This is a genomic window from Pseudomonas cuatrocienegasensis, from assembly GCF_900110925.1.
Classification (GTDB): Bacteria; Pseudomonadota; Gammaproteobacteria; order Pseudomonadales; family Pseudomonadaceae; genus Aquipseudomonas; species Aquipseudomonas cuatrocienegasensis.
The window spans coordinates 72160-97044 of sequence record NZ_FOFP01000008.1; the positions used below are offsets into that span (position 1 = coordinate 72160).

Annotated in this window: 27 protein-coding genes; 12 read left to right on the forward strand and 15 right to left on the reverse strand. The window is 65.0% G+C overall.

All coding sequences use genetic code 11. The features are described 5' to 3' along the window. Positions 1-62 precede the first annotated feature (62 nt). From pcaF to BMW49_RS12710, 10 genes are all read right to left on the reverse strand, one after another. Positions 63-1268 (reverse strand): 3-oxoadipyl-CoA thiolase, encoded by a 1206-nt coding sequence (pcaF, locus tag BMW49_RS12665; RefSeq protein WP_069519240.1) that lies wholly within the window; start codon positions 1266-1268, stop codon positions 63-65. Next, positions 1265-2047 (reverse strand): CoA-transferase subunit beta, encoded by a 783-nt coding sequence (locus tag BMW49_RS12670; protein WP_069519241.1) that lies wholly within the window; start codon positions 2045-2047, stop codon positions 1265-1267. The genes pcaF and BMW49_RS12670 overlap by 4 nt, the downstream gene beginning before the upstream one ends. Beyond that, positions 2047-2895 (reverse strand): CoA transferase subunit A, encoded by an 849-nt coding sequence (locus BMW49_RS12675; RefSeq protein WP_069519242.1) that lies wholly within the window; start codon positions 2893-2895, stop codon positions 2047-2049. The genes BMW49_RS12670 and BMW49_RS12675 overlap by 1 nt, the downstream gene beginning before the upstream one ends. Before the next feature lie 123 nt (positions 2896-3018). Further along, the gene (locus BMW49_RS12680) at positions 3019-3864 is read right to left on the reverse strand and encodes an IclR family transcriptional regulator (RefSeq protein WP_069519243.1); all 846 of its coding nucleotides are present in this window, start codon (positions 3862-3864) and stop codon (positions 3019-3021) included. A 229-nt stretch (positions 3865-4093) separates the two neighbouring features. Further along, positions 4094-5044, reverse strand: coding sequence for an AEC family transporter (locus BMW49_RS12685; RefSeq protein ID WP_069519244.1), 951 nt, complete (start codon positions 5042-5044; stop codon positions 4094-4096). Next, positions 5038-6060: a cell division protein ZapE gene (gene zapE / locus BMW49_RS12690; RefSeq protein WP_069519245.1), complete on the reverse strand. Its 1023-nt coding sequence runs from the start codon at positions 6058-6060 to the stop codon at positions 5038-5040. Before zapE ends, BMW49_RS12685 begins: the two co-directional genes overlap by 7 nt. Then, positions 6050-6658, reverse strand: coding sequence for a protocatechuate 3,4-dioxygenase subunit alpha (pcaG, locus tag BMW49_RS12695; protein ID WP_069519246.1), 609 nt, complete (start codon positions 6656-6658; stop codon positions 6050-6052). Before pcaG ends, zapE begins: the two co-directional genes overlap by 11 nt. A gap of 11 nt (positions 6659-6669) precedes the next feature. Next, positions 6670-7389, reverse strand: coding sequence for a protocatechuate 3,4-dioxygenase subunit beta (gene pcaH, locus BMW49_RS12700; protein ID WP_069519247.1), 720 nt, complete (start codon positions 7387-7389; stop codon positions 6670-6672). Positions 7390-7510: 121 nt separating this feature from the next. Beyond that, a complete protein-coding gene (pcaQ, locus tag BMW49_RS12705; protein WP_069519248.1) occupies positions 7511-8443 on the reverse strand; it encodes a pca operon transcription factor PcaQ in 933 nt (310 codons plus the stop codon). A 160-nt stretch (positions 8444-8603) separates the two neighbouring features. Further along, positions 8604-8999, reverse strand: coding sequence for a DUF4345 domain-containing protein (locus BMW49_RS12710; RefSeq protein ID WP_069519249.1), 396 nt, complete (start codon positions 8997-8999; stop codon positions 8604-8606). Positions 9000-9118: 119 nt separating this feature from the next. Between BMW49_RS12710 and BMW49_RS12715 the strand changes: the two genes are divergently transcribed. Both BMW49_RS12715 and ypfJ read left to right on the forward strand, forming a co-directional pair. Further along, positions 9119-9553 carry a DUF411 domain-containing protein gene (locus BMW49_RS12715; RefSeq protein ID WP_069519250.1) on the forward strand — a complete coding sequence of 145 codons (435 nt, stop codon included), beginning with the start codon at positions 9119-9121 and terminating at the stop codon, positions 9551-9553. 25 nt (positions 9554-9578) lie between these two features. Further along, complete coding sequence (gene ypfJ, locus BMW49_RS12720; RefSeq protein WP_069519251.1) at positions 9579-10433, forward strand: KPN_02809 family neutral zinc metallopeptidase; 855 nt, start codon at positions 9579-9581, stop codon at positions 10431-10433. A 1064-nt stretch (positions 10434-11497) separates the two neighbouring features. Here ypfJ and BMW49_RS12725 read toward each other — a convergent pair. Beyond that, a complete protein-coding gene (locus BMW49_RS12725; RefSeq protein WP_069519252.1) occupies positions 11498-12385 on the reverse strand; it encodes a PA4780 family RIO1-like protein kinase in 888 nt (295 codons plus the stop codon). Positions 12386-12469: 84 nt separating this feature from the next. Beyond that, entirely contained in the window at positions 12470-13357 is an 888-nt protein-coding gene (locus BMW49_RS12730) for a LysR family transcriptional regulator (RefSeq protein ID WP_069519253.1), read from the reverse strand. A 141-nt stretch (positions 13358-13498) separates the two neighbouring features. Between BMW49_RS12730 and BMW49_RS12735 the strand changes: the two genes are divergently transcribed. Both BMW49_RS12735 and ada read left to right on the forward strand, forming a co-directional pair. Next, entirely contained in the window at positions 13499-13786 is a 288-nt protein-coding gene (locus BMW49_RS12735) for a DUF2218 domain-containing protein (RefSeq protein WP_069519254.1), read from the forward strand. A 71-nt stretch (positions 13787-13857) separates the two neighbouring features. Then, entirely contained in the window at positions 13858-14892 is a 1035-nt protein-coding gene (gene ada, locus BMW49_RS12740) for a bifunctional DNA-binding transcriptional regulator/O6-methylguanine-DNA methyltransferase Ada (protein WP_069519255.1), read from the forward strand. Positions 14893-14911: 19 nt separating this feature from the next. Here ada and BMW49_RS12745 read toward each other — a convergent pair whose 3' ends face one another. Further along, positions 14912-15274 carry a helix-turn-helix domain-containing protein gene (locus tag BMW49_RS12745; protein ID WP_069519256.1) on the reverse strand — a complete coding sequence of 121 codons (363 nt, stop codon included), beginning with the start codon at positions 15272-15274 and terminating at the stop codon, positions 14912-14914. Positions 15275-15780: 506 nt separating this feature from the next. On the opposite strand from BMW49_RS12745, the gene BMW49_RS12750 reads away from it, so the two are divergent. The 5 genes from BMW49_RS12750 to BMW49_RS12770 all read left to right on the forward strand — a co-directional run bounded on the left by BMW49_RS12750 (position 15781) and on the right by BMW49_RS12770 (position 18769). Then, positions 15781-16089, forward strand: coding sequence for a nucleotide pyrophosphohydrolase (locus BMW49_RS12750; protein WP_069519257.1), 309 nt, complete (start codon positions 15781-15783; stop codon positions 16087-16089). After that, positions 16082-16837 carry a methyltransferase domain-containing protein gene (locus BMW49_RS12755; RefSeq protein ID WP_069519258.1) on the forward strand — a complete coding sequence of 252 codons (756 nt, stop codon included), beginning with the start codon at positions 16082-16084 and terminating at the stop codon, positions 16835-16837. The genes BMW49_RS12750 and BMW49_RS12755 overlap by 8 nt, the downstream gene beginning before the upstream one ends. A 37-nt stretch (positions 16838-16874) precedes the next feature. Then, positions 16875-17477: a DUF4136 domain-containing protein gene (locus BMW49_RS12760; protein ID WP_069519259.1), complete on the forward strand. Its 603-nt coding sequence runs from the start codon at positions 16875-16877 to the stop codon at positions 17475-17477. Positions 17478-17508: 31 nt separating this feature from the next. After that, on the forward strand, positions 17509-18069 hold the full coding sequence (locus tag BMW49_RS12765) for a DUF4136 domain-containing protein (RefSeq protein ID WP_069519260.1): 561 nt from the start codon (positions 17509-17511) through the stop codon (positions 18067-18069). A gap of 208 nt (positions 18070-18277) precedes the next feature. After that, positions 18278-18769, forward strand: a complete 492-nt coding sequence (locus BMW49_RS12770; protein WP_069519261.1) for a GNAT family N-acetyltransferase — start codon at positions 18278-18280, stop codon at positions 18767-18769. 6 nt (positions 18770-18775) lie between these two features. Here BMW49_RS12770 and BMW49_RS12775 read toward each other — a convergent pair whose 3' ends face one another. Continuing rightward, entirely contained in the window at positions 18776-19675 is a 900-nt protein-coding gene (locus BMW49_RS12775) for a LysR family transcriptional regulator (protein WP_069519262.1), read from the reverse strand. Positions 19676-19774: 99 nt separating this feature from the next. On the opposite strand from BMW49_RS12775, the gene BMW49_RS12780 reads away from it, so the two are divergent. After that, the gene (locus tag BMW49_RS12780) at positions 19775-20647 is read left to right on the forward strand and encodes an MBL fold metallo-hydrolase (RefSeq protein ID WP_069519263.1); all 873 of its coding nucleotides are present in this window, start codon (positions 19775-19777) and stop codon (positions 20645-20647) included. Then, positions 20638-21336 carry an SDR family oxidoreductase gene (locus BMW49_RS12785; protein WP_069519264.1) on the forward strand — a complete coding sequence of 233 codons (699 nt, stop codon included), beginning with the start codon at positions 20638-20640 and terminating at the stop codon, positions 21334-21336. The genes BMW49_RS12780 and BMW49_RS12785 overlap by 10 nt, the downstream gene beginning before the upstream one ends. 17 nt (positions 21337-21353) lie before the next feature. On the opposite strand, the gene BMW49_RS12790 is transcribed toward BMW49_RS12785, so the two are convergent. Then, complete coding sequence (locus BMW49_RS12790) at positions 21354-22289, reverse strand: SdiA-regulated domain-containing protein (RefSeq protein WP_069519265.1); 936 nt, start codon at positions 22287-22289, stop codon at positions 21354-21356. Between the two features lie 328 nt (positions 22290-22617). On the opposite strand from BMW49_RS12790, the gene BMW49_RS12795 reads away from it, so the two are divergent. Then, entirely contained in the window at positions 22618-24885 is a 2268-nt protein-coding gene (locus BMW49_RS12795) for an ATP-binding protein (protein WP_069519266.1), read from the forward strand.

A 24885-nucleotide genomic window follows, 5' to 3' on the forward strand; every position in this document is an offset into this window, starting at 1 on the left:
GGAGCGCTAGAAGCATCGCGAATAAAGCGGAACGCCGCCCGTTCGCTCCTACAAGTTGAGCATCACACCCGCTCGATCGCCAGCGCCAAGCCCTGCCCCACGCCTACGCACATGGTCGCCAAGCCGCGCTTGCCGCCGCTTTTTTCCAGCTGGTGCAATGCGGTCAGGACCAGGCGCGTGCCGCTCATACCCAGGGGGTGGCCGAGGGCGATGGCGCCGCCGTTGGGGTTGACCTGGGGGGCATCGTCGGCCAGGTCGAGGTCACGGGTGACGGCCAGGCCTTGCGCGGCGAAGGCTTCGTTGAGTTCGATCACGTCGAAGTCGCCAATTGCCAGATCAAGGCGTTGCAGCAGTTTGCGCACCGCCGGCACTGGGCCGTAGCCCATAATGCGCGGCGCCACGCCGGCACTGGCCATGCCCAGCACCCGGCCGCGCGGCGTGAGGCCGTACTTGGCCACCGCCTCGGCAGACGCCAGGATCATCGCCGCCGCGCCATCATTGACGCCCGAGGCGTTGCCGGCGGTGACGGTTTTGCCTTCGCCGTTGACCGGTTTGAGTTTGGCCAGGGCCTCGGCCGTGGTGTCCGGGCGCAGGTGTTCGTCCTGGTCGATCACCACCTCGCCCTTCTTGGTCTTGATCACCACCGGGACGATTTCTTCGGCGAAGAAGCCGGCTGCCTGGGCGGTACCTGCGCGCTGCTGGCTGCGCAGGGAAAAGGCGTCCTGGTCGGCGCGCGATACCTGGTAGTCGTCGGCGACGTTGTCGGCAGTCTGCGGCATGGCATCGACGCCGTACTGGGCCTTCATCAGCGGGTTGATAAAGCGCCAGCCGATGGTGGTGTCTTCGATCTTCTGGCCACGGCCAAAGGCGCTGTCGGCCTTGCCCATCACGTAGGGCGCGCGGGACATGGACTCGACGCCGCCGGCGATGGCCAGCTCCATCTCGCCGCTGGCGATGGCGCGAAAGGCGCTGCCCACCGCATCCATACCCGAGGCGCAGAGGCGGTTGAGGGTCACGCCCGGCACGCTGTCGGGGATGCCGGCCAGCAGCAGGGCCATGCGCGCGACGTTACGGTTGTCCTCACCGGCCTGGTTGGCGCAGCCCATAAAGACTTCGTCGATGGCCGCCAGGTCGAGCTGCGGGTTGCGCTCGATCAGCGCCTTGAGCGGCACCGCCGCGAGGTCATCGGCGCGCACCGGCGCCAGGCCGCCGCCGAAACGGCCGATGGCCGTGCGCACAGCATCGCAGATAAAGACGTCGCGGCTCATTCCTCACCCCCGGCCTGGCCGTGGGCGGCCGCGGTGCGCGCTTCCAGGGCGCGCAGGGCTTCAAGCTCATGGGCGTTCGGCGCTTCGGTCACGGCCAGGTTGTCAGCGAAACGGATGGCCCAGCCGGTGTTCTCGATCACCTGCTCGCGGCTCACGCCAGGGTGCAGCGCGGTGACCACGAACTCCTTGCTGCCGGCTTCCGGCTCCATGATGCACAGGTCGGTGATGATGCCCACCGGGCCCTGGCCTGGCAGGCCCAGACGCTGGCGGTGGTCGCCACCTTCGCCATGGCCGACCGAGGTGATAAAGGCCAGTTTGTCGACAAAGGTGCGGTGCGATTGCTTGAGGATGATCAGCACTTCCTTGGCGCTGCCGGCAATCTCCGGCGCGCCGCCGGCACCCGGCAAACGGACCTTCGGGTTGCGGTAATCACCGATCACCGTGGTGTTGATATTGCCGAACTTGTCGACCTGGGCCGCGCCGAGGAAGCCGACGTCGATACGCCCACCCTGCAGCCAGTAGCGGAAGATCTCGCCAGTCGGCACCACGGTGTCGGCGGTTTCGGCCAGCTCGCCGTCACCGATGGACAGCGGCAGCACGCTCGGCTTGGCGCCGATGGGGCCGGATTCGTAGATCAATACCACGTCCGGCGAGGAGGTCAGGCGCGCCAGGTTGGCGGCTTTGGACGGCAGGCCGATGCCGACGAAGCAGACGGCGCCGTTCTTCAGGCGACGGGCAGCGGCCACGGTCATCATTTCATTGGTGCTGTAAGCGCTCATCACTTGGCCTCCGCCAGCTTGGTCTGGAATGCCGCGAAATCGGCGGTACCGCGAATGTATTCATCGATCCAGGCGGTGAAGGTTTCGCGGTCGCGGGCAATCGGGTCCCAGGCCTGGTAGAAGCGGTTGTCGCGCTCGTAGTAGCCGTGGGCGTAGGACGGATGGGCGCCACCCGGTACATGGCAAACCGCGGTCAGCGCCCAGCTCGGCAGCACGCAGGCGTTCATCGGCGCGTTGAGGTCGTCGACGATTTCCTCAACCGTGACGATGCAGCGCTTGGCCGCCAGGGCCGCTTCTTTCTGCACACCGAGGATGCCCCACAGCAGCACGTTGCCCTTGCGGTCGGCCTTCTGCGCGTGGATCACGGTGACGTCCGGGCGCACCGAAGGCACGGCGGCCAGCACTTCGCCGGTGAACGGGCAGGTGACGCTCTTGATATACGGGTTGACCTTGGGCAGGTCGGAGCCGGCATAGGCACGTAGCACGGCAAACGGCAGGCCCGAGGCGCCGGCGACATAGGCGTTGGCCATGTCGGCGTGGCTGTGCTCATCGATTTCCAGGGCCTGGGGCCAGCCCTTCTCCACCGCGTCACGCAGGCGGTGCAGCGAGCCAACGCCGGGGTTGCCGCCCCAGGAGAAGGTCAGCTTGCGCGCGCAGCCGGCGCCGATCAGCAGGTCGTAGACCAGGTCCGGGGTCATGCGCACCAGGTGCAGGTCTTTCTTGCCCTGGCGGATGATCTCGTGGGACGCGGCAGTGGGTATCAGGTGGGTAAAGCCTTCGAGGGCGACGCAGTCGCCGTCGTGGACATGGCGCGAAATGGCTTCGCCCAGGGTGATGATGTCGGCCATTGTTGTGTTCTCGGCTGGGTTGCAAGCAGGGGATAGCTGGTGGCTAAACCTTAGGCTGCAGCCTTTTCGAGAACAATCCGATAATCGCCTTACTGGGCGATTATCGAACCCATTTCATTGCGCTTAGGCGGGCCGAAACAGCTGGCTACTCAACTCGCGGCTGGCGTTGAGCATCAGCGGCAGGTAGCGCTTTTCCAGCTCGCTGACCGGCACGCGGCCGGCATGGGTGCTGAGGTTCATCGCGGCCAGGACATGGCCGGCGGAGTCGTAGACCGGCACCGCGAGGGAGCGCAGGCCCTGCTCCAGTTCCTGGTCGACCACGCACCAACCCTGGTGGCGCACACGCTGCAGGCACTCCCACAGCGCCTCGGGGGTGTGCAGGGTGCGGCTGGTCTTGGCTTGCAGCTCGGCGTGGGCCAGGTAGTCCTGCAGTTGGTCGTCATCCAGCGCGGCCAGCAGAATGCGACCCATGGAGGTGCAGTAGGCGGGCAGGCGGCTGCCGACGCTCAGGTCCACCGAAATCAAGCGCTGCGGGATCGCCGAGCGGGCGATATACAGCACCTGCTCGCCTTCCAGGGTGGCCAGGTTGCAGGCCTCATGCAGTTGCTCGCTGAGGCGATCGAGGTACGGCTGGGCCGAGACGGCCAGAGGCGTCGACGACAGGTAGGCATGGCCCAGGGTCAGCACCTTGGGCAGCAGCGAGTAGGTGCGCCCGTCAGTGGTGGCGTAACCCAGCTTCATCAGCGTGTACAGGCAGCGGCGCACGGCGGCGCGGGGGATCTCGGTGCGGTGGCTGATCTGCGCGATGGTCAGGTGGCGCTTGCGCTCCTGGAACGCATTGATCACCGCCAGGCCGCGGGCCAGGGAGGTCATGAAGTTGGGGTCGCCGGCAAACTCTTCGATGCGCTTGGCTGGCGACACGTAGGGCGGTGGCACCAGGTTGGACAGGGGCGGACGCGTATCGCTCATGGGGCCTCCAGGGCTAGGGTCGCAACTCGAATTATGTGCTCTCTGTAGGAGCGAAGGGGGCGCCTAGCCTTTATTCGCGATATATCTCGAAAACGCTGCACAAGTCGCGGCTAGAACGGAGCACCGCCCGCCCCCCCTCGCACGGGAATTGGCCGAGATTTGATGCGTGAGACGACACTCGCAGCACTAGGCGATTATCGAACCGGTGTGCGGTAATCGCAATAGGCAGTCACGCCGGCAAAACGCCCTGCCCGCGCAGCACACTGAGCAGCAGACTGATGCTGAAAAACGCCAGCACCGTGGTCACCACCAGCGCCGCAGCGCAGCGCTGTTCAAGGCCGAAGCGCTGCCCGAGGATGGGGTAAATACTCATCATCGGCGCACTGGCGAACAGCAGCCCGGTGAGCATCAGGTGACTGTCCACACCCGGAACCACCAGGCAGGCGAGCAGCAGCGCCAGCGGGTGCAGGAGCAACTTGCCGAAAGCGGTCTGCAGCACTTCGCTGGCCATGCCGCCAACCTTCAGGCCACACAGGGTGCCGCCGATCACGAACAGCGCCACAGGGGCCGAGGCGCCGGCGAGCATGTCGATCACTCGCGCCAACAAGGCGGGCAGACGAACATCGAAAATAACCAGCAGCAAACCGAGGCTGATGGCGATGATCACCGGGTTGCGCAGCAGGCGCAGGCCGGTTTCGCGCAGCAATTGCCAGCCGGCCACACCGCGCTGGGTACCGATTTCCGCGAGGGTCAGGGCCAGGGGAATCATCAGCAGATTCTCCACCAACATGCCCAGAGCCATGACCACCGCGGCGTCAGGGCCAAGCACCATAAAGGCGATGGGGTAGCCGATAAAACCGGTGTTCGGCACCGACATGCCCATCGCCAGGATCGCACTGGTCGTGATGCCTTGGCGCCGCACCACACGGGCCAGCGCATAGCCGGCGGCGAACACCGCCAGGGACGCCAGGGCATAGGCGCTCAGGTACGGCAGGTCGAGCACTTCGCCGAGGCTGCGCTCGGTCAGCGCCTTGAGCACCAGCGCCGGCAGGGCGAAGTAGATAACGAAGGTGCCCATGCCGCGCACCTGCTCACGGTTGACCAGGCCGGCGCGCGCCGAAGCGAAGCCCAGGGCGATCAACAGAAAAATCGGTGCGGTGATCCCCAATACCGTCAGCATGCCAAGCGTTCCATGGTCTCTGCGCGCAATTGTGCCAGGCGACTGCGGGTCCGGGGGAAATCGCCGTGGCCAACGCCAGCACACAACACCTCCAGCGGCACCTCGCTCTGCAGCCAGAGCTCTGTGCCGTGGTCGTAGGCGATATCGATAAGGTTTACCAGGCGCTGCTGCTCATCCAGCGAGCAGCCGGCCAATGCCGGCAAGGCGCTGACGACGATGCGCGGGAAACGCTGACAGAGCGCCAGGTAATCACTGCTGGCCAGGGGTTGCTGGCAGAGCGCGGCAAAGTCCAGCCATAGCGTGTGCGCGTCCATGCCGCGCAGGGCGAGGGTTTGCCGGCCCAGGGCTAGCTGGGTGACACGCGGCAACTCGCTCAGGCGCTCGTCCAGCACGCACTCCGGCCCGTGCAGGTACAGCCCCCAGGGCTGCCCGCTCTGTTGTCGATAGTCCGGCCCAGCCGCCATTTGCAGCACCCGGCAGTGACGCTGCAAAACCTCGGCAAAGGGTTTGAAACGGCTGTGATACAGCGGGTTGGGGCACAGCTCGGCGGGGGCGTAGTTGGAACTGAACAGCAGGATGCAATCGCGCTCGATCAACGGCTGCAACAGGCGCCCGAGCAGGATCGCATCGCCAATGTCGTGGACATGGAATTCATCGAGGTAAAACAGCCGCGCCTCGGCGGCCAACTCATCGGCCACCCGCGCCAGCGGATCGGCCAGGCCGGCATGGGCCAGCAGGCGCTGCTGCACCTCTTGCAGCAACGCATGCACGTGCACGCGACGCTTGGCTGTGCAGGGCGCGGCCTGGAGCAGTGCGTCGAGCAGCAGGCTCTTGCCGCGGCCCACGCCGCCCCAGAGGTAGACCCCAGCCGCCGCGCGACGCCGCCAACGGCTCGGTTGCAGACGTGCTTGCAACCAGCCGCCGAGGGTCTCGAGCAAGCGCTGCTGGGCGGCATCCAACTGCAAGCCGCGCGCCTCAATCAGGCGAGCGGCCTGCGCATGCAGCTCAGAAGTCAAAGAACACGGTCTCGCCTTCTCCCTGAATACGAATGTCGAACCGATAGGCTGGCTTGCCGTCCACTTCGCAGCGCTTGGCGATCAGCGTCTCGCGGCGCTGCGGTTGCTCGATCAGGTTGAGCACCGGGTCCTGGGCATTGGCCGCCGCCTCGTCGTCGAAGTACAGGCGAGTGTGCAGGTGGATATTGATGCCACGGGCGAACAGCGAAACATTGACATGGGGCGCCATCGGCACGCCGGCGGCGTTGTTAACCACGCCCGGTTTGACCGTGTGGGCGGTCCACTCGCTGCCGGCGTCGAAGGTGGTGGCGGTACGGCCGAAACCGTTGAACGCCTTGTCCAGGTCATAGGTTTCGTCGTACTGGCCCAGGTGGTCGGCCTGCCAGAGTTCGAGGAAGGCATCGCGCACCAGATGGCCGTTGCCGTCGTAAACGTGACCCAGCAGCAGGATGTGCTCGCCCGGCGCCTCGGGCTTGGCCAGCTGATTCCAGATTTCCTGGGGGCGGCTGGGGTTGCCGGCGGCGGCCAGGGCCAGGCCGATGTGCACATAGGGGCCCGCGGTTTGTGAGGCGGTTTCCGGCAGCAATTCAACAGGCATGGTCAACCTCCTCAGCGATTCTCAAAGTGGGTTTGGCGCTGGCCGCGCAGGACGATATCGAAGCGGTAGGCCAGGCAATCCATGGGGTTGGCGTTGGCCATGTCGAGCCGGGCGATCAGGGTTTGCACCGCATCCGGGTTGGCAATCGCCTTGACGATCGGGCACATCGGGATCAGCGGGTCGCCTTCGAAATACAGCTGGGTGATCAGCTTGGTGCAGATGGCCGGGCCGCTGATAGAGAAGTGAATGTGCGCCGGGCGCCAGTCATTGGGGCCGTTGCGCCAGGGGTACGGGCCGGGTTTGACGGTGCGGAAGCTGTAGTTGCCCTGGCTGTCGGTCAGGGCACGGCCGACCCCGCCGAAGTTGGGGTCCAGGGGCGCCAGGTAACGGTCGTTCTTGTGCCGATAACGGCCACCGGCGTTGGCCTGCCACATTTCCACCAGGGTATGGGGGATCGGCTTGCCGTACTGGTCCATGACCCGCCCGGCGACGATGATCCGCTCGCCCACCGGCAGGCTGCCGGTATTGAAGTTGAGCAACAGGTCGTTGTCGTGCTCGCCCATTTTCAGGTGCGAGAAATCCGGGCCGCTGGTTTCGCTGACCGATTGCGGAATGCTCACCAACGCCTGGCGCGGCGAGCGGGCGATGGAGGTTTTGTAGTCGGGGGTAAAGGCCTTCGGGTGCCAGTTACGGTCACGTATGACGAAGCGCCGGGTGGAGGCATCAGGCATCACGTTTTCCCTGTTATTGGAGGTATGGGAGCTGCCAGGCAGCGGACGTGGAGCCATTGTCGGGGCGCACAGCGGCGCTGGACACTGAAAAAACGCTGACCATCCATAACCATTTGGTTATCTATTCAGGAAAGCTGCCTGTGCGATAGGCCAGGCCGACTTCGCGCAACACCTCAACGCAGCCGTGCGCAGCCAGGGACAACGGCACGGCGGTGTTGCGGCAAATGCCCACCGAACCACCCGGCTCGACCACGCCCAGATCCAGCTCGGCCAGCTCGCCGCTGCGCAGGTCCAGTTGCACTGCGTCCAGGGGCGCGATCCACAGCGCATCGCTGCTCTGCACATAGCGCCGGCTGAGGGTGATCGACAGGGTTTCCAGGCGCTGGCGCGGCGGGCTGATACCGCACTGTACGAACAGCGCATCGGCATATTTGCGGATGGTGGTGCCTGCCAGCGGCACCACCAGCGGATACGCCTGCAAACGTTCGCGCAGCGCCACACCATCGAGCAACGGGTGGCCGGCGCGCACCACCAGGGTCATCGACTCGCTGTACAAATGCTCGAAGGTCAGACCCTGGATTTGCGGGCTATCGGTCATGCGCCCAACCACCAAGTCCAGCTCGCCCAGGTGCAGTTGCGCCAGCAGGTGCGCGCTCGGCCCGGTGACCACGCTGGCGACCAGCGCCGGGTGGCGCGCATGCAGGCGGCGCACCACTTCGGGCACCAGCAGGCTTTCCACAGTGGAGAGCACGCCCAGGCGCAAGGTGGCCGCGCTGTACTCGCCGGCGCGCAGACTGCTGACCCCTTCGCGCAGCGCCTGCACACTCGGCCCGGCGTAACGCATAAAGGCCACACCGGCTTCGCTCAGGCGCGCGCCGCTCTTGCTGCGCTCGAACAGGCTGGTGCCGAGCAGCGTTTCCAGCTCCTTGAGGGTCTTGGAGATTGCCGGCTGGCTGACCGCCAGTTGATCGGCCGCCCGCGCCAGGCTGCCCTGGCGCGCCACTTCGAGGAAGCACACCAGGTGGCGGAATTTGATTCGCGTATCGATATTCACCGAAGGTCCTTCAGCAGGCTCAGGCGCCGATGATGCCGAGCGACGGAGCCAGGGTCTAGGATCTGTTGGCGTTTCGCGCGCGGCTGCGCCGCAGACTTAGGCCGTTGGGTGCGCCGTGCGCACCAGCGCAGTCTTGGTGCGCACGGTGCACCCTACTCGGTTACTCACCTAGATCGGCCCTAAGCCCTTGCAGCGCCCAGTAAGCCAGGCCCAGCGACACCGCCTCAATCAACAGGGCGACCAGGTTAAAGGTCTGCTGTGCGCCGCCGTCCAGCCACAGCCCGCCGATGCGCGCCAGGCCCAGGGCGCTGTAGAGCAGCACCAGCAGGGTCAGGGCGCCGCGCACCAAATCCTCACGGCTGAGTGCCATGGCCAGGAAGGCCGCCAGACCGATCTGCAAGCCACCGTAATACGCGCGCACATCGGTTGCTGCCGCCGCGCTCATCAGCAGCATGCCGCTGGCATTGGTCATCTCGTGGGGCTGGATGAAATAGGCCAGGCCGAGGCCGCCGAGGGCAAGCATCTGAATCGCCAGGATGATACGTGCACGCCGCATGGGTCGCTCCGTTACTAGGTTCTGAGGCAGCAGCATAGCCGGATCAGCACCTCTACGGTTACAGGTCCATAGCGGGGCGCTATGCTCCTCGCACCGTTCCCCATCTCTGGACAACCGCCATGCCCCGCACCCTGCTTGCTCTGCTATTACTCGCCAGCGCCGCCCAAGCGGCCGAACCGCTGACCATCGACGTGCACCGCGATCCCAATTGCGGCTGCTGCAGCGCCTGGATCGACCATTTGCAGAACAACGGCTTTGTGGTCAACGACCACCTGGAAGCCGACATGCCAGCGCTCAAGCAACGCCTCGGCGTGCCGCCCAGCCTGGCGTCCTGCCACACCGGTGTAATCGACGGAAAATTTGTCGAAGGCCATGTGCCGGCGGCGGACATTCTCACCCTGCGCCAGCGTCCCGACCTGCTCGGCGCCGCCGTACCAGGTATGCCCACCGGCTCGCCCGGGATGGAGCGCGGCAATGTACGCGATGCCTATCAGGTGATCGGCGTGGACAAACAGGGGCAAGCGACGGTCATAACCCAGTACCCGGGCAATTGAGCACCGGAACGATCAGGAGCAAGCCATGCGCTGGAACCGGGCACGACGCAGCGACAATGTAGAGGACAACCGCGGCCGGCGTTTCGGCGGCGGGCGCGGGCTAAGCCTGGGCGGCGTGGCCGTGGTGATCATCATCGGCCTGCTCAGCGGCCAGGATCCGTTGCAGATTCTTGGCCAGCTCGCCGGACAGTTGAGCCAACCGGCGGCGGTGAGTACCCAGGCGCCAGCCGCCAATGATCCGCAGCGCGACTTCGTCAGCGCTGTACTCGGTGACACCGAAGACACCTGGCGCGAGCTGTTCCAGCAGGCCGGCCGCCAATACCGCGACCCGACCCTGGTGCTGTTCAGCGGCGGCGTCGACTCGGCCTGCGGTTTCGCCCAGTCGGCGGTTGGCCCCTTCTACTGCCCCGGCGATCAGCGGGTGTATCTGGACTTGAGCTTCTTCCGCGAGCTGGAACAGCGCTTCGGCGCTGCCGGTGATTTCGCCCAGGCCTACGTCATCGCCCATGAGGTGGGCCATCACGTGCAAACCCTGCTCGGCGTCTCGGCCCAGGTAAATGCCGCACGCCAGCGCGGCGAGCGCATGGAAGGCGCCAGTGGCTTGCTGGTGCGTCAGGAGCTACAGGCCGACTGCCTGGCGGGAGTCTGGGCGTTCCATGCACAACGCCGGCTCGATTGGCTGGAACCGGGCGATGTAGAAGAAGCGCTAAATGCCGCCAACGCCATCGGCGATGACCGTCTGCAACGCCAGGCTCAAGGCCAGGTGGTGCCGGACGCCTTTACCCACGGCACCTCGGCACAGCGTATGCGCTGGTTCAGCAACGGCTTCGAGCATGGCGAGGTAAATCGCTGCGACACCTTCAAGGCAACGCGTCTCTGACGCCTGATTCGTAGCCTGGGTCGAGCGCAGCGACACCCGGGAGAATGCACCCGGGTATCGCGTTGCTCCACCCAGGCTACAAAGGCCGAGCACCTAGCCTGGCGCTACTGCGCCCTGGGCGGTGGTGGCTCTTCGTCTTTCGGCGCGTCTTCGGCGTTGAGCAGCGCCTGACGGCGCGTCTCTAAGGCATGACGCCTGCCCCGTAGCCTGGGTCGAGCGCAGCGATACCCGGGAGAATGCACCCGGGTATCGCGTTGCTCCACCCAGGCTACAAAGGCCGAGCACCTAGCTTGGCGCTACTGCGCCCTGGGCGGTGGTGGCTCTTCGTCTTTCGACGCGTCGTCGGCGTTGAGCAGTGCCTGGCGGCGCGTCTCTAAGGCATGACACCTGCCCCGTAGCCTGGGTGGAGCAACGCGATACCCGGGTGCATTCTCCCGGGTGTCGCTGCGCTCGACCCAGGCTACAAAGGCCGAGCACCTAGCTTGGCGCTACTGCGCCCTGGGCGGTGGTGGCTCTTCGTCTTTCGACGCGTCGTCGGCGTTGAGCAGTGCCTGGCGGCGCGTCTCTAAGGCATGACACCTGCCCCGTAGCCTGGGTCGAGCGCAGCGATACCCGGGAGAATGCACCCGGGTATCGCGTTGCTCCACCCAGGCTACAACGGGCGAGCACCTGACTTGGCGCTACTGCGTCCAGGGCGGTGGTGGCTCTTCGTCTTTCGGCGCGTCGGCGGCATTGAGCAGCGCCTGACGGCGCGTCTCTAAGGCATGACGCCTGCCCCGTAGCCTGGGTCGAGCGCAGCGACACCCGGGAGAATGCACCCGGGTATCGCGTTGCTCCACCCAGGCTATAAAGGCCGAGCACCTAGCTTGGCGCTACTGCGCCCTGGGCGGCGGTGGTTCTTCGTCTTTCGGCGCGTCGTCGGCGTTGAGCAGCGCCTGGCGGCGCGTCTCTAAGGCATGACACCTACCCCGTAGCCTGGGTCGAGCGCAGCGACACCCGGGAGAATGCACCCGGGTATCGCGTTGCTCCACCCAGGCTACAAAGGCCGAGCACCTAACGTGGCGCTACTGCGACCAGGGCGGTGGTGGCTCTTCGTCTTTCGGCGCGTCTTCGGCGTTGAGCAGTGCCTGGCGGCGTGCTTCCTCGGCCAGGGTGGCCTTGATTTCGCGCATCACCGCGTCGATATCGGCGGCGTGCTCGGGGTCATCGAACTCACCGGTGAGCGGCGTTTCCGGCGTCAGACTGCCCGCTTCGTACAATGCCCACATTTCTTGCGCATAGCGGGTGTACTTGAGCTCAGGGGCGAACTGCCCGAAGTAGGCGGCCATGTTGCCGACATCGCGCTCCAGCATCTTGAACGCGTGGTTGTTGCCCGCGGCATCGACAGCCTGGGGCAAGTCGATGACCACGGGGCCTTCGGCGCCCAGCAGGACGTTGAATTCCGACAGGTCACCATGCACCAGGCCGGCGCAGAGCATCTTCACCACTTCGCCGATCATGAACGCGTGGAACTCGCGGGCATCGTCCGGATGCAGATCGACATCATTGAGACGCGGCGCGACATCGCCTTCGCCATCGTCGACCAGCTCCATCAGCAACACGCCTTCGAGAAAGTCGTAAGGCTTGGGCACGCGCACGCCGGCATTGGCCAGGCGGAACAGCGCGGCGACCTCGGCGTTCTGCCAGGCGTCTTCCTGCCCCTTGCGCCCATACTTCGAGCCCTTGGCCATGGCCCGGGCGTCGCGGCTGTTACGCACCTTGCGGCCTTCCTGGTACTCGGCGGCCTGGCGAAAGCTGCGATTGTTGGCCTCTTTGTAAACCTTGGCACAACGCAGCTCATCACCACAGCGCACCACATACACGGCGGCTTCTTTACCGCTCATCAGCGGGCGTATTACTTCATCGACCAGGCCGGCTTCGACCAGGGGCTCAATACGTTTTGGCGTCTTCATCAGCTTTGATCGGGGGTCCTGTATTGCCCATTCACATATGCGCCCGTTATACGGCAATCTTCGCGCAGCGCCCACCCTCGCCGATCAGGGGCTGAGTAAATGCTGGCGCAACGCTTCGATCGCATAGCGCACCTTGGCGGGCTGCGCATCACGGCGCGGTGTCACCAGATAGACCGCGAACGGCGGTAGCTGCCAGTCTGGCAGCACCTCGGCCAGGCTGCCATCCGCCAGCTCGGCACGCACTTCCTGCTCGGGCTGCAGCGACACGCCCATACCCGCCACCGTGAAGTGCCGCACACCCAGAATATTGTTGCAGCTCACCCGGCTCTCCATGCGCAGGCGCTGTACTTCGCCATGGGGGCCAGTGAACGTCAGGCCGGATGGCCCATCGTTATTCAGCGCCAGCCAGTCGAGGCTGTGCAAATCCTCGGGCTGACGGATCGCTGGGCGCCGACGCAGGTAGGCCGGCGCCGCGCACAGCAGCATGCGCGACTCACCGATGGCACGCGCCACCAAGCTGGAGTCTTCCTGATGGCCGACGCGGATCGCCAAATCGATGCGCTGCTCGATCAGGTCAACCGGCTCGTCATGGAAGAACAGCTTCAGGCTGAGGCCGCTGTGGGCCTGCAACAGCGGCCCCAGCGCAGCACTGATCGGCCGCCCGGAAAAGCCCACAGGCGCGGCGATGCGCAACTCACCCACCGGCGCATCACGCAGCTCGGCCAGGCGCTGCTCGGCTTGTTGCGCCAGGGCCAGCACCTGAGCGCAGCTGGCGTAGAAGGTCGCGCCGGCTTCGGTCAGGGTCAATTTGCGCGTGGTGCGGTGCAGCAGGCTGACCTGAGTACTGGCCTCCAGCTTGCGCAACTGCTGGCTGACCGCCGAAGCGGTCATGCCAAGCACCTCGGCGGCGGCCACCAGCGAGCCTCGGTCCACCACGGTGGCGAAGATCGCCATACGCTTGAGCTGCTCCATTCGTAAGCCCTGCTTAACAGTCAAAGTGGTTTTGGCCTATTTTTCTCGGCTTTATTCAGCAGCGATTATGAACGCACGTCAACATCCGCCAGCAGCGCCCGTGCTCCGCTTATCCAGCGCGCTGCCCCAAAGAGGTTTTCCATGCACCAGATCAGCCAGGCCTTCGTCACCACCGACACCCCAGCCCGCTATATCAGCCGCCTGTGCAAGCACTTTGCGCACAAAATCCCCGTGAGTTTCGACGAGACCCAGGGCCACATCGAATTCAGCATCGGCCGCGCCGAACTGGCAGCCGAAGGCAACGGCCTACGCCTGATCGCCCGTGCGCAGAGCGCCGAGGTCCGCCCGGAGCTGGAACAGGTTATCGCCCGGCATTTCGAGCGTTTCGCCTGGCAAGAAGCCCTGACCCTGGAATGGCAGGCGGTTTGAAAGCGTGATTCGGATTGGCGCCAGCGCCGTCAGCGTCGACAATCGACACCTGACCTTGCTGGAGTTGCGCCATGCTTGACCCCGACCGCTGCTGGCAGGCGCTCTGTGAGCGCGATCCCACCCACGATGGCCAATTCGTCTTTAGCGTGCGCTCGACCGGCATCTATTGCCGGCCCAGTTGCCCGGCACGCCGGCCGCTGCGCGAGCATGTACTGTTTCATGCCACTACGGCCCAGGCCGAAGCGGCCGGGTTTCGCCCGTGCAAACGCTGCGCACCCAATGGACAAAGCCCGAACGAACAGCTCGACAGCCTGGTAGCAGCCGCCTGCCGCCTGCTCGATGAGCAGCCCAAACAGACCCTAGGCGAGCTGGCCGCGCGCATCGGGCTTTCTACCTCGCACCTGGCGCGAGCGTTCAAAACCCGCACCGGGCTTACGCCAAAAGCCTGGGCCGAGGCCCGCCGACGGCAACGCCTGGAGGCTCAACTGCCGGCAGCCGACACGGTGCTGGGCGCGGCCCTGGATGCCGGCTACAGCGGCACCCGCGCGCTCTACGCAACCACCAATGGCGTCAGCCCGGCGCAGCGCCGCCGCGGTGCAGCCGGCGAGTGCCTGCGCTACGCCCTGGCGCCCTGCGCGCTCGGCCTGGTACTGATAGCGGCCAGTGATAAAGGCATCTGCGCCCTGCTGCTTGGCGATACACAGGCAGACCTTACTGAAGAGCTGCGCCAGCGCTTTCCGGCGGCCCAGTTGCAGGTGGATGATCAGGGCCTGACTGAAGCGCTCGCCGCCGTCCTGGTGCAATTACGCGAGCCGCAACGGGCAGCGCATTTGCCCCTGGATATCCGCGGTAGCGCCTTTCAGCAACGCGTCTGGCAGGCCCTGCAACAGATTCCCTGCGGACAGACCCGACAGTACGGCGACCTGGCCGCCAGCCTCGGCACTCACCCGCGGGCTGTCGCCCGTGCCTGCGCGAGCAATCCGCTCGGCTTGCTGGTGCCCTGCCATCGGGTGGTCGGCGCCAAGGGAGCGCTCAGTGGTTACCGCTGGGGGCTGGCGCGCAAGGCCGCGTTACTGCAGGCCGAAGCCGAAACGCCGCAAGCCTGAACGCTGCACGCACTGCTACTTAGCACTGCAGGCGCTTGCGGTAGGCCACCGGCGGCTCGCCTACCCAGCGTTTGAACGCGCGGTAAAAAGTGCTGGGTTCGGAAAAACCCATACGCTCGACTATCACCTCAATGGGAATTGCCGGATCACCCAGAAGGCGCTTAGCCAGTTCACAACGGTGCGTATTGACCAGATCATTGAAACGCACCCCGGCACAGGCCAGGTGTTCACGCAGCCGCCGTTGCGGCATCTGCAAGCGTGCAGCCAGCCGCGACAGACTGACATCTCGCTCAGCCACCAGCTCAGCCACTGCCACCTGCACGCGCTGTACCCAGCGCTGTCGCTCAGTCTCAGCCGAGGGCTGCAGCGCTGGCGAGGACATGGAGGCAGGCGGCGGTGAGACCACCGTCCGGGGCGCAGCTGGGCGAGAAACAGGCATTGGCGTTCGCTTTTTTATAATGTGAGGCAAGGCGTGCACATGCTAGGGGCTGTTGCCGTTTCGTCGCAAGCCGCGTTGCCGCGGAAAATCTCGCCAGGCTAGGCGGAGGACGCAGGGAATGGACTCGCCGTCCACGTCGTTCCCTTGCCAAGTCCTCCAACAACGCATGGCGAGATTTTCCGCGCAACCCGAAGGGCCGGGCCCGTTTTAGCGCGATGCAGCGTTTCTCGATGGCTCATTTAGCTCACTAAACTTCGCATCTCGTGCCTTGCCTCGCGCTAAAACGGACTCCGGCGCGGCCGCGAGCGAAACGGCAACAGCCCCTAGACGCGACGCGTGGTGCGGCCAAGATTCACCCATCGGCCAGAAAGCCCGGCCGTCGGTACGTCTGGTTTGCAAGTGCCCGCTCAGCGGCGACAATGAGCGCCCCAGCACAGCCGGCCTGCCCCATGAACCTCGACGCCCTTACCCAACGCCTGCACGCCATTCGCGACCACAATGCCTGGCGCGGCTTCCACAGCCCGAAGAACCTGGCCATGGCTGCCAGCGTGGAAATGGCCGAGCTGGTGGAAATCTTCCAGTGGCTGAGCGAAGAGCAATCGCGCCAGCTCGACCCCGATCAGCTTGCCCACGCCGGCCAGGAAATCGGCGATGTGGTGCTCTACCTGTTGCTGCTGTGCAGCGAGCTGGGCATCGACATGAACCAGGCTGTGAGTGCCAAACTGGCCGACAGCGAGCGGCGTTTCGGCCATGCATGATCGGCACTTCGACCAGTTGGCCACACGCTTCGCCGAGAAGATCTACGGCGGCGCCAAGGGCGCGATTCGCCTGGCCGTGCTCCAGGCCGACCTCAGCGAGGTGCTACCCGCACGGCCGTTACGGGTGCTGGATGTCGGCGCTGGCCTGGGCCACATGGCCCTGTGGCTGGCCGAACAGGGCCACCAGGTCACCCTCGCCGAACCCGCCGAACCGATGCTCGACGGTGCCCGCCAGCGCTTTGCCGACGCCGGTCTGCCCGCCACTTTTATCCAGGCGCCATGGCAGGACCTGGGCGCGCAACTGCCGACCCAGGGCTATGACCTGGTGATCTGCCATGCGGTGCTCGAATGGCTGGCCGAACCCGCTGCCATTCTGCCGCTGCTGCAAGGGCTGTGCGCTGACGACGGCTGGCTATCCCTGGCGTTCTACAATAAGGATGCGTTGATCTACCGCAACCTGCTCAAGGGCCACTTCCGCAAACTGCGCAGTGCCGAATTCGCCGGTGAAAAGCAGAGCCTTACGCCCCAGCAACCGGTCGACCCGCGTGCGCTGGCGACGCAACTCGCCGCGCACTGGCAGGTCGAACATACCAGCGGCATTCGCGTGTTCCACGATTACATGCCGCAACCGTTCCAAGCCAAGGCGGACCTGGCCGAGCTGCTGGAGATGGAACTGGCTTACCGCCGCCACCCCAGCTTTGCCGGCCTGGGTCGCTATCTACACTGGCTGTGCCGCCCGCAACGCTGACTGAAACAAGGCCACCGCGCTGGCCCTGGAGACTGCAATGAAAGCCCTGCTACTGGTGCCCTGCATGACCCTGCTGGTGGCCTGCCAAAGCACCAACCCCTACACCGCCGACAGCAAACCGCTGCCGCCGGCACCGCCTGCCGCAGCCCAGCATCTGGACCTCAGCGCCTACCCGGCGGCGCCGCGAGACTTTGGTCGCTACCGCACCTGGCAATGGCGCGATGGACGCCTGCCACCGGCCACCGCCTGGGCCAGCGCCGAGCAGGTGCAGGAGGCCCTTGGTGGCGCCCTTGACCAACGCGGCCTGCGCCCGGCCAGCCGCGCCGACCTGCAAGTCAGTGCCGAGCTACGCAGTGAGCGCCGCGTACGCCAGGTTGCCGACCGCTACGGCAGCAGCTATGGCGCCGGCTACGGCCATCGCGGCTACCATGACGGTATCGGCGCCTGGGGCAGCGCACCACTGGTGCGCACCTACGAAGAAGAGGTGATCGTAGTACGCATCGACCTGTTCGACAGCCGCGACGGCCAGCCGGTGTGGAGCAGCCAGGCGGAAATGCCCAGCGGCGGCAGCCAGAGCGAGCGCGCTGACGCCCTGCGCGGCGCCATTCAGCGCGCCATGAGCAGCTACCCGCCAGCCTGACCACCCTTAATTCCCTCGTTTGGAGAGCACCATGCGCCTGCCTCTGTTCGTCCTACCCGTGCTGTTGCTGCTGGCCGCCTGCCAGAGCCCGCAGCTCAACCGCGACTTCGATCCGAGCCGCGACTTTGCCGCCTACCGCAGCTGGAGCTGGCACAGCCCGGCCGTGCAGTACCGCCCGGATGACCCACGGGTGCGCAGCGACCTGACCGAGCAACGCCTGCGTGACGCCATCGCCGAGCAACTCGACCAACGCGGCCTGCGCCCAGCCCCTGACAGCGCCAAGGGCGACCTTGAGGTGGCCGTGTGGATGATCGTGGATAACCGCCAGCAACAGATCAGCAGCGGTTACGGTGGCGGTTGGAACGGGGGCTGGGGCGGTTTCTGGGGTGGGCCGAACTATGTCGAGACACGTACCCTGGATTATCAGGTTGCCACCGTACAGATCGACCTGCACGACAGCCGCGATGGCAAGCTGGTCTGGCGCGGCAGTGCCGAACAGGTGCTGCGCAGCCAGCCGGGTGGCCCAAGCGAACGCAGCGCCCAGGTGCGCGAAACCGTGGCCAAGGTACTGAGCCAGTATCCACCGCGCTGACGGGCTCGCGGCGCGTGAGGCCCTGTTGTCGTCTCAAGCATCAAATGCCCTCAATCCCCGGCCCGTGGGATGGGCCGGGCGGCGACCTGCTTTAGCCGCGAATTGTGCAGCGATTTCAAGATATATCGCGAATAAATTCGCTCCTACAAAGAGCGAGAGATGATTCGTGTTACGACGCTAGGTGCGTCTTCATCGATCAGGTCCCACCATGCCCACCACGTTTCCCAATCTCAGCACCCGCCCGGCCGAGGCTGCCGACCTCGCCGAGGTCGTCGGCTTTGTACAGAACGCCGATGAGCTCTTCTATGCCTACCCCAAAGCCAGTTGGCCGCTGGGCATCGGCCAACTGGCTGCGGCCATGGCCGAGCGGCGCGACAGCACGGTGGTCTGCCTGGATGACCGCGTTGCCGGTTTCGCCAACTTCTACCAATGGCAGCACGGCGATTACTGCGCCCTGGGTAACATAATGGTGGCCCCCTGGGCGCGCGGTAAGGGCGTGGCGCAGCATCTGATCGAAGCCATGGAGACGCTCGCCCGCCTGCACTACAAGGCCCGCGAAATGCGCGTGTCCTGCTTCAGTGCCAACAGCGCCGGGTTGCTGCTCTACTCGCGTCTGGGCTACCAGCTCAGCGGCCTGGTCGAGCGCCAGGACCACCGTCAGCAGCGGGTTGCCCTGATGCAGTTCAGCAAACAGCTTTAGCCCTTCTCAGCCCTGCCAGTGCGCCGTGCTGGCCAGGCGCTCGGCAAGAAAATCCAGGAGCAACCGCAGTGCCGGGAGCATCTGCCGGCGCGAACCGTAGAGCGCGTGGATGCCCAGCTCCTGCGGTTGGTAGTCAGCCAACAGGCGTACCAGCGCGCCCGAGCGCAACAACGCCTCGACCGAATACAACGGCTGCAAGCTGATCCCGGCACCGGCCAGGGCCGCCTCCAGCAGCACCATCGACTCGTTGGCACTGAGGTTGCCGCTCACCGCCACCGCGCAGGGCTCACCGGCGCGGCTGAACTCCCACAGGCTACGGCCGAAGTAGGCGTAACTCAGGCAGTTGTGCTGAGTCAGCTCCTCAGGATGTTGCGGCGTGCCGTGCCGGGCCAGGTACGCCGGGCTGGCGCAGACCACCGAACGACACACCGCCAGACGCCGGGCGATCAGGTTGGGGTCGAGCTGGTTGGTGATGCGCAGCGCCAGGTCGATGCGCGCCTCTACCAGATTGACCGCCTCGCTGCCGACCAACAGGTCGACACTGACCTGGGGATAAAGCGCGGTGAAGTCGTTCAGCGCATGCACCAGCCAGGCCTGGGCGAAAGACTGGCTGCAGGCGATGCGCAAGGTACCGCGCGGCGCCTGGTCCGCTGCGCGGCTGAGCTGCTGCATGCCCTCGGCCAGCGCGAGCATCTCGCGGCACTGCACCAGCAGTTGCTCGCCAGCACCGGTCAGGCTCAGCTTGCGGGTGCTGCGGTGCAGCAGGCGCACGCCGGCCCAACGTTCCAGCTCGCCGAGGTAGCGCGAAACCATGGCCCGTGACATATCCAGCGCCTCGGCCGCCGCCGTCTGGCTGCCGCGCTCAAGCACCTGCACAAACACCCGCATGGCGGTCAGTCGATCCATGATTCGCTCGATTTACGCAACAAACCCGCCCAGCTTACGGGGCTTTTTGCACGCTTTATAGCCTCTATCATCGCCGCACTCACTCAAGCGGAGACTGCTATGTCCACCCAGCCCCTGTTCAACCGTTTACTCGCCGGCCTTGGTTTGCTCGCCTGCGCCAGCACTGCCCTGGCCCAGCCACTCAACCTGGAGGTCTACAACCCCGGCGAGCACGCCGTGTTCCCGGTCAGTTCGAGCCTGATCACCGGCGAGCGCGAGGCCATTCTGGTCGACGCGCAGTTCTCCACCCGCGAGGCGCAAGTGCTGGTTGAACGCATCCAGGCCAGCGGCAAGACCCTGACCACTATTTTTATCAGCCATGGCGACCCGGACTTCTACTTCGGCCTCGACACCCTGACCCGCGCCTACCCCAACGCCAAGGTCCTGGCCACCCCGGCCACCGTTGCCTATATCGAGAAAACCCGTGCACCCAAGCTCGCCCACTGGGGGCCGATCCTCAAGGACAGTGCGCCGGCCCGCACCCTGGTACCGGAACCGCTGCAGGGCGACCATCTGCTGCTCGAAGGCCAACGCATCGAGCTGGTCGGCCATGACCCGAAACACACCAGCCTGTGGATTCCCAGCCTCAAGACCGTGGTCGGCGGCGTGCTGACCAGCGCCAATATCCACCTCTGGGTCGCCGACGCGCAGACCGCCCAGGCGCGCCAGGACTGGCTCAAGTCGCTGGATGAATTGCAGGCGTTGCAGCCCACCACCCTGGTGCCCGGTCACTACCTGGGCCAGCCGGCGATGAACCTCGACGACCTGCGCTTTACCCGCGATTATTTGCAAACCCTGGAGCGTGAACTGGCTAATGCCCAGGACAGCCAGGCGTTGATTGCCGCCATGAAGGCGCATTACCCGAACCTGCTTGATGACAGCAGCCTGGCGCTCAGCGCCAAAGTGCTCAAAGGAGAAATGCAGTGGCCGTGAGCCAACACCTTTTAATCGCCGGCGCTTCGCGCGGTATCGGCCTGGGTCTGGCGCGCGTCGCGCTGGACGCCGGCTGGCACGTCCATGCGGTGGTTCGCAGCCTTGCCCGCAGCAGCGAGTTGCAGGTACTGGCAGAACAGGCCGGCGCGCGTTTGCAGGTGATTGAATGCGACCTTGCAGAGGCGGACGCAGGCCAACGTATCGCTGCTGCACTGGGCACGCAGCGTCTGGACTGCGCGCTGTTTAACGCCGGTATCTACGGCCCGGCTCACCAGGATCCGCAGTGCATCGATGAGCAGCAGATCACCGAGCTGTTTCTGCTCAACGCCATCGCACCGATCCGCCTCGCCAGGCAACTGGCCGAGCGGGTGAACGAGGGCGGCGTAATCGCCTTTATGAGTTCGCAAATGGCCAGTCTCAGCCTCAACCTGGCGGCCGGCATGCCGCTGTACGGCGCCAGCAAGGCCGCCCTCAACAGCCTGCTGCGCAGTTGGAGCAGCGAGCTGCCGAGCCTGCCCTGGAGCCTACTGGCCTTGCACCCTGGCTGGGTGCGCACTGACATGGGCGGCGCTAATGCGCCCTTGAGCGTGGCGCAGAGTGCCAGCGGTTTGCTGCAAGTAATCGAGCGCCAACACGGCACACCTGTCTGCGCCTTTTTCGATTACCAGGGCGAAGCGCTGCCCTGGTAGTACCCGCGCGGCTTCATTCAGTCGCGCTCGAAGCGGTAGAACAGGTTGGGTTCGCTGGCCAGATACAGGTTGCCACGGTCGTCGAAGGTCACGCCCTCGGCCTGCGGCACGCTGTCGGCCAACCCGGCAAAGCCGCTGAGCAGGGAGCGGAAACTGACTAACTGGCCTTCGGTATCCAGTTCTATGAGCAGTTGCGACTCGTCGCTGAGCAATACCAGATGCCCGGTACGCTCGTCGTAATGCACCGACGACAGGTCGGTGGCAAAGGTCGTCTGATCGATCCAGTCCTGGCGGTCGATGATATTCAGGTTGAAATCGCCGCCCAGGCTGCTTTTCAGGCCATGAATTTCATAGAGCTTGCGCGGCGAGTGCTCCTTGACCACAAACAGGCGATCACCGGCACGGTCATAGCCCACGCCCTCGAAGCCCTGGTTACCGCCCAGACCGATACCCAGGGTCAGCGAGCGCGAGTCTTCACGAAACAGCGCACCAGGCTTATCCGGCACCTTGACGGCCACCAGACTGTGCTGGCGCTCCTCGGCCAGCAGCAGCAAGCCGTCGCCCAGGTAGGTAACGCCCTCGACATCCTCGAAACCGCTTAGCGGATAGCGGGCCAGTAGCTCGCCTTCCGGGCTCAAGCGCAGCAACTGCTCAGGGTTATTTACCACGGCCCAGATCTGGTCGCGGTCGTCGTCATAGCTCAACCCGGAAAAGTTGTCCGTCACGCCCGCCACGGGCTTGGCGTCTATCGTTACGCGGTACTCCGGTAGCCACAGGCTGCGGTTCTCCCAGGCGTCTTCGTGCCAACTGGTCTTGATCCAGAAATACAGGCGCTCATCCAGATGCAGCGTACGCACTTGGTAGAGGGTGACTAACACGAACAACAGCAGCGCCCATTTCCATGGGCTGACGACAGGCAGCTTTCCTAGCGCCCCTTTGGCAGCAGACAGCATCGTTCAACTCACAGACAAATAATAAAACATCAGTGTGACCGCCCTTTGTTGCAATTAGGCGTGTCTGCCGGCCCCATAAGAAGCAGCCGTTCGACCCGGCGATGCGGACTCGGTTCGCGCACCCGACGGGCAACACGTAACGGGGTATTTACACGGCGGCGCCGGTTCGCTTTGAAAACACCAAGAGGTTTACCTCACCGCCCCCTGCCGGCAGACTGAACGCTACGACAGGGGGATCACTTTGCATAACCTGTTGTCCTACGCCTTAGCAAAACGGCGTGACAGCGCCCCCAATTGGCACGACCACGCCCCGGCAGAGGAGGCCCACGTGGCATCGAGCGAAGCGTCCATCAGCCTGGATACCGCCAGCGAGAACTGCGCCAAAGAGCCCATTCACATTCCCGGCAGCATTCAGCCCCAGGGCTTTATGCTGGTGTTTGACGTCACCTCGCTGCAGGTTCTGCAGGCCAGCGAGAACGTCCGTGAGTGGCTGGGCGTCGCCCCCGACACACTGCTGAGTCACGACTTGCACAGCCTGGTTCTGGAGGCCTCGGCGGTCAGCGAGCGGCTGCAGGCATTGCCTGACGATGGCAGCCAGCCGTTTCATGTTGGCGATGTACATATGCGCCTGGAGCCACCGAATGAGCGCTCTCTGGCCATGGTCGCGCACCGCTACGACCAGGTGCTGATTGCCGAATTCGAGGCAACCGACAACACCCGCAGCGCCTACGACACGCTCTACCCGCTGATGCACACCTTTATTGGCCAGTTGCAGGAAGCCGAGTCGATCGAAGCCTTGCTGCAACTGGCCGTACAGGAGGTCAAACGTGTCACCGGCTTTGGCCGCATCAAGGCCTACCGTTTCGACGCCGACGACAATGGCCTGGTACTCGCCGAAATCGCCGACCCGGGTTATCCCAGCTACCTGGGGCTGTGCTTCCCGGCCTCGGACATCCCGCCCCAGGCGCGCGCGCTCTATTGCGCCAACCGCATCCGCGTGATCGAAGACGCCGACTACCAGCCCTCGCCGCTGCACCCGCCGCTCAACCCACGTACCGGCAAGCCGCTGGACATGACCTTCGCCGCACTGCGTAGCGTCTCGCCGGTGCACCTGCAATACATGCGCAACATGCAGACCCAGGCCTCGCTGTCGATCTCGCTGGTGGTACGCGGTCGCCTCTGGGGCATGATCTCCGGCCATCACGCCAGCGCCCACGGGGTGGGTGTGCACACCCGTACCGCCTGCGAGCTGCTCGGCCGCGTGCTGTCGCTGCAGATCGAAGCCAAGGAAGCCCAGGCGCAGACCCAACACCTTCTCAGCCTGCGCCAGCATATCGTCCAGTTGCTGTCGTCGATGGCTGACCGTGACAGCATCAGCGAAGGCCTGCTGGCTTTACCGGAAGCCTTCGTCGGCTTTGCCCAGGCCGAAGGCGCAGCGATCATTTCGGCCGCCCGCTGTGATCTGGTCGGGCGTACACCGCCCCAGGCGCTGGTCAACGCCCTGGTGCACTGGCTAAGCCAGGGGAGCGCTGCGGGCAACACGGTGTTTCACACCGACAATGTCAGCCGTGACATCGACGTGCTGCCCGAGTTGGGCCAGTACGCGGCCGGCGTACTGGCGGTGGCGATCTCGCAATTGCATTCGCACTACCTGATCTGGTTCAAGCCCGAGCAGACACGCACCGTCACCTGGGCCGGCAAGCCGGAGAAGTCGGTGAGCGCCAGCGGCGCCCTCAATCCGCGACACAGTTTCGAGCGCTGGCAGCAGACCTACCGCGGCTACTCCACACCCTGGGATCCACTGGAGCTGACCAGTGCTGCCGAGCTGCGCACGGCGGTGCTCGGTATCGTCCTGCGCAAGGCTGAGGAAGTGGCGCAACTGGCTGGCGAGCTGAAGAAATCCAACAAGGAACTCGAAGCCTTCTCCTACAGCGTCTCCCATGATCTGCGCGCGCCATTGCGGCATATCGCCGGCTATGCCGAGCTGCTCGGCGACTTCGAGGGTAACAAGCTCTCTGAACGCGGCCTGCGCTTTCTCGAGCACATTGGCGAGTCTGCACGCTTTGCCGGCACCCTGGTCGACAACTTGCTCAATTTCTCGCAGATGGGCCGCGCCGCCCTGCGCTTCTCCGAGGTCAACCTGCAGGCCATGATCGAAGCGATTCAGGTCGAAATGCAGCCCGACTATGCCGAGCGCAACATCGACTGGCGCATCCAGCCGATGCCGGTGGTCATCGCCGACGCCGCATTTATCCACCTGGCTCTGCGCAACCTATTGAGCAACGCGCTGAAGTACAGCCGTCCGCGCGACCCGGCCATCATCGAGGTGGGCACTTACAGCCAGGGTGATGAGCAGGTGCTGTACGTGCGCGACAACGGCGTAGGCTTCGACATGGAGTACGCCAACAAGCTGTTCGGCGTGTTCCAGCGCTTGCACCGCATGGAGGAGTTCGAAGGCACCGGCATCGGCCTGGCCAGTGTTCGCCGTATAATCGAGCGCCATGATGGGCGGGTCTGGGCCGAAGGCAAACTCGATGAGGGTGCCATTTTCTATATCGCCCTGCCCAACCGCCCCATTCCCCCCCTGACGACTTGA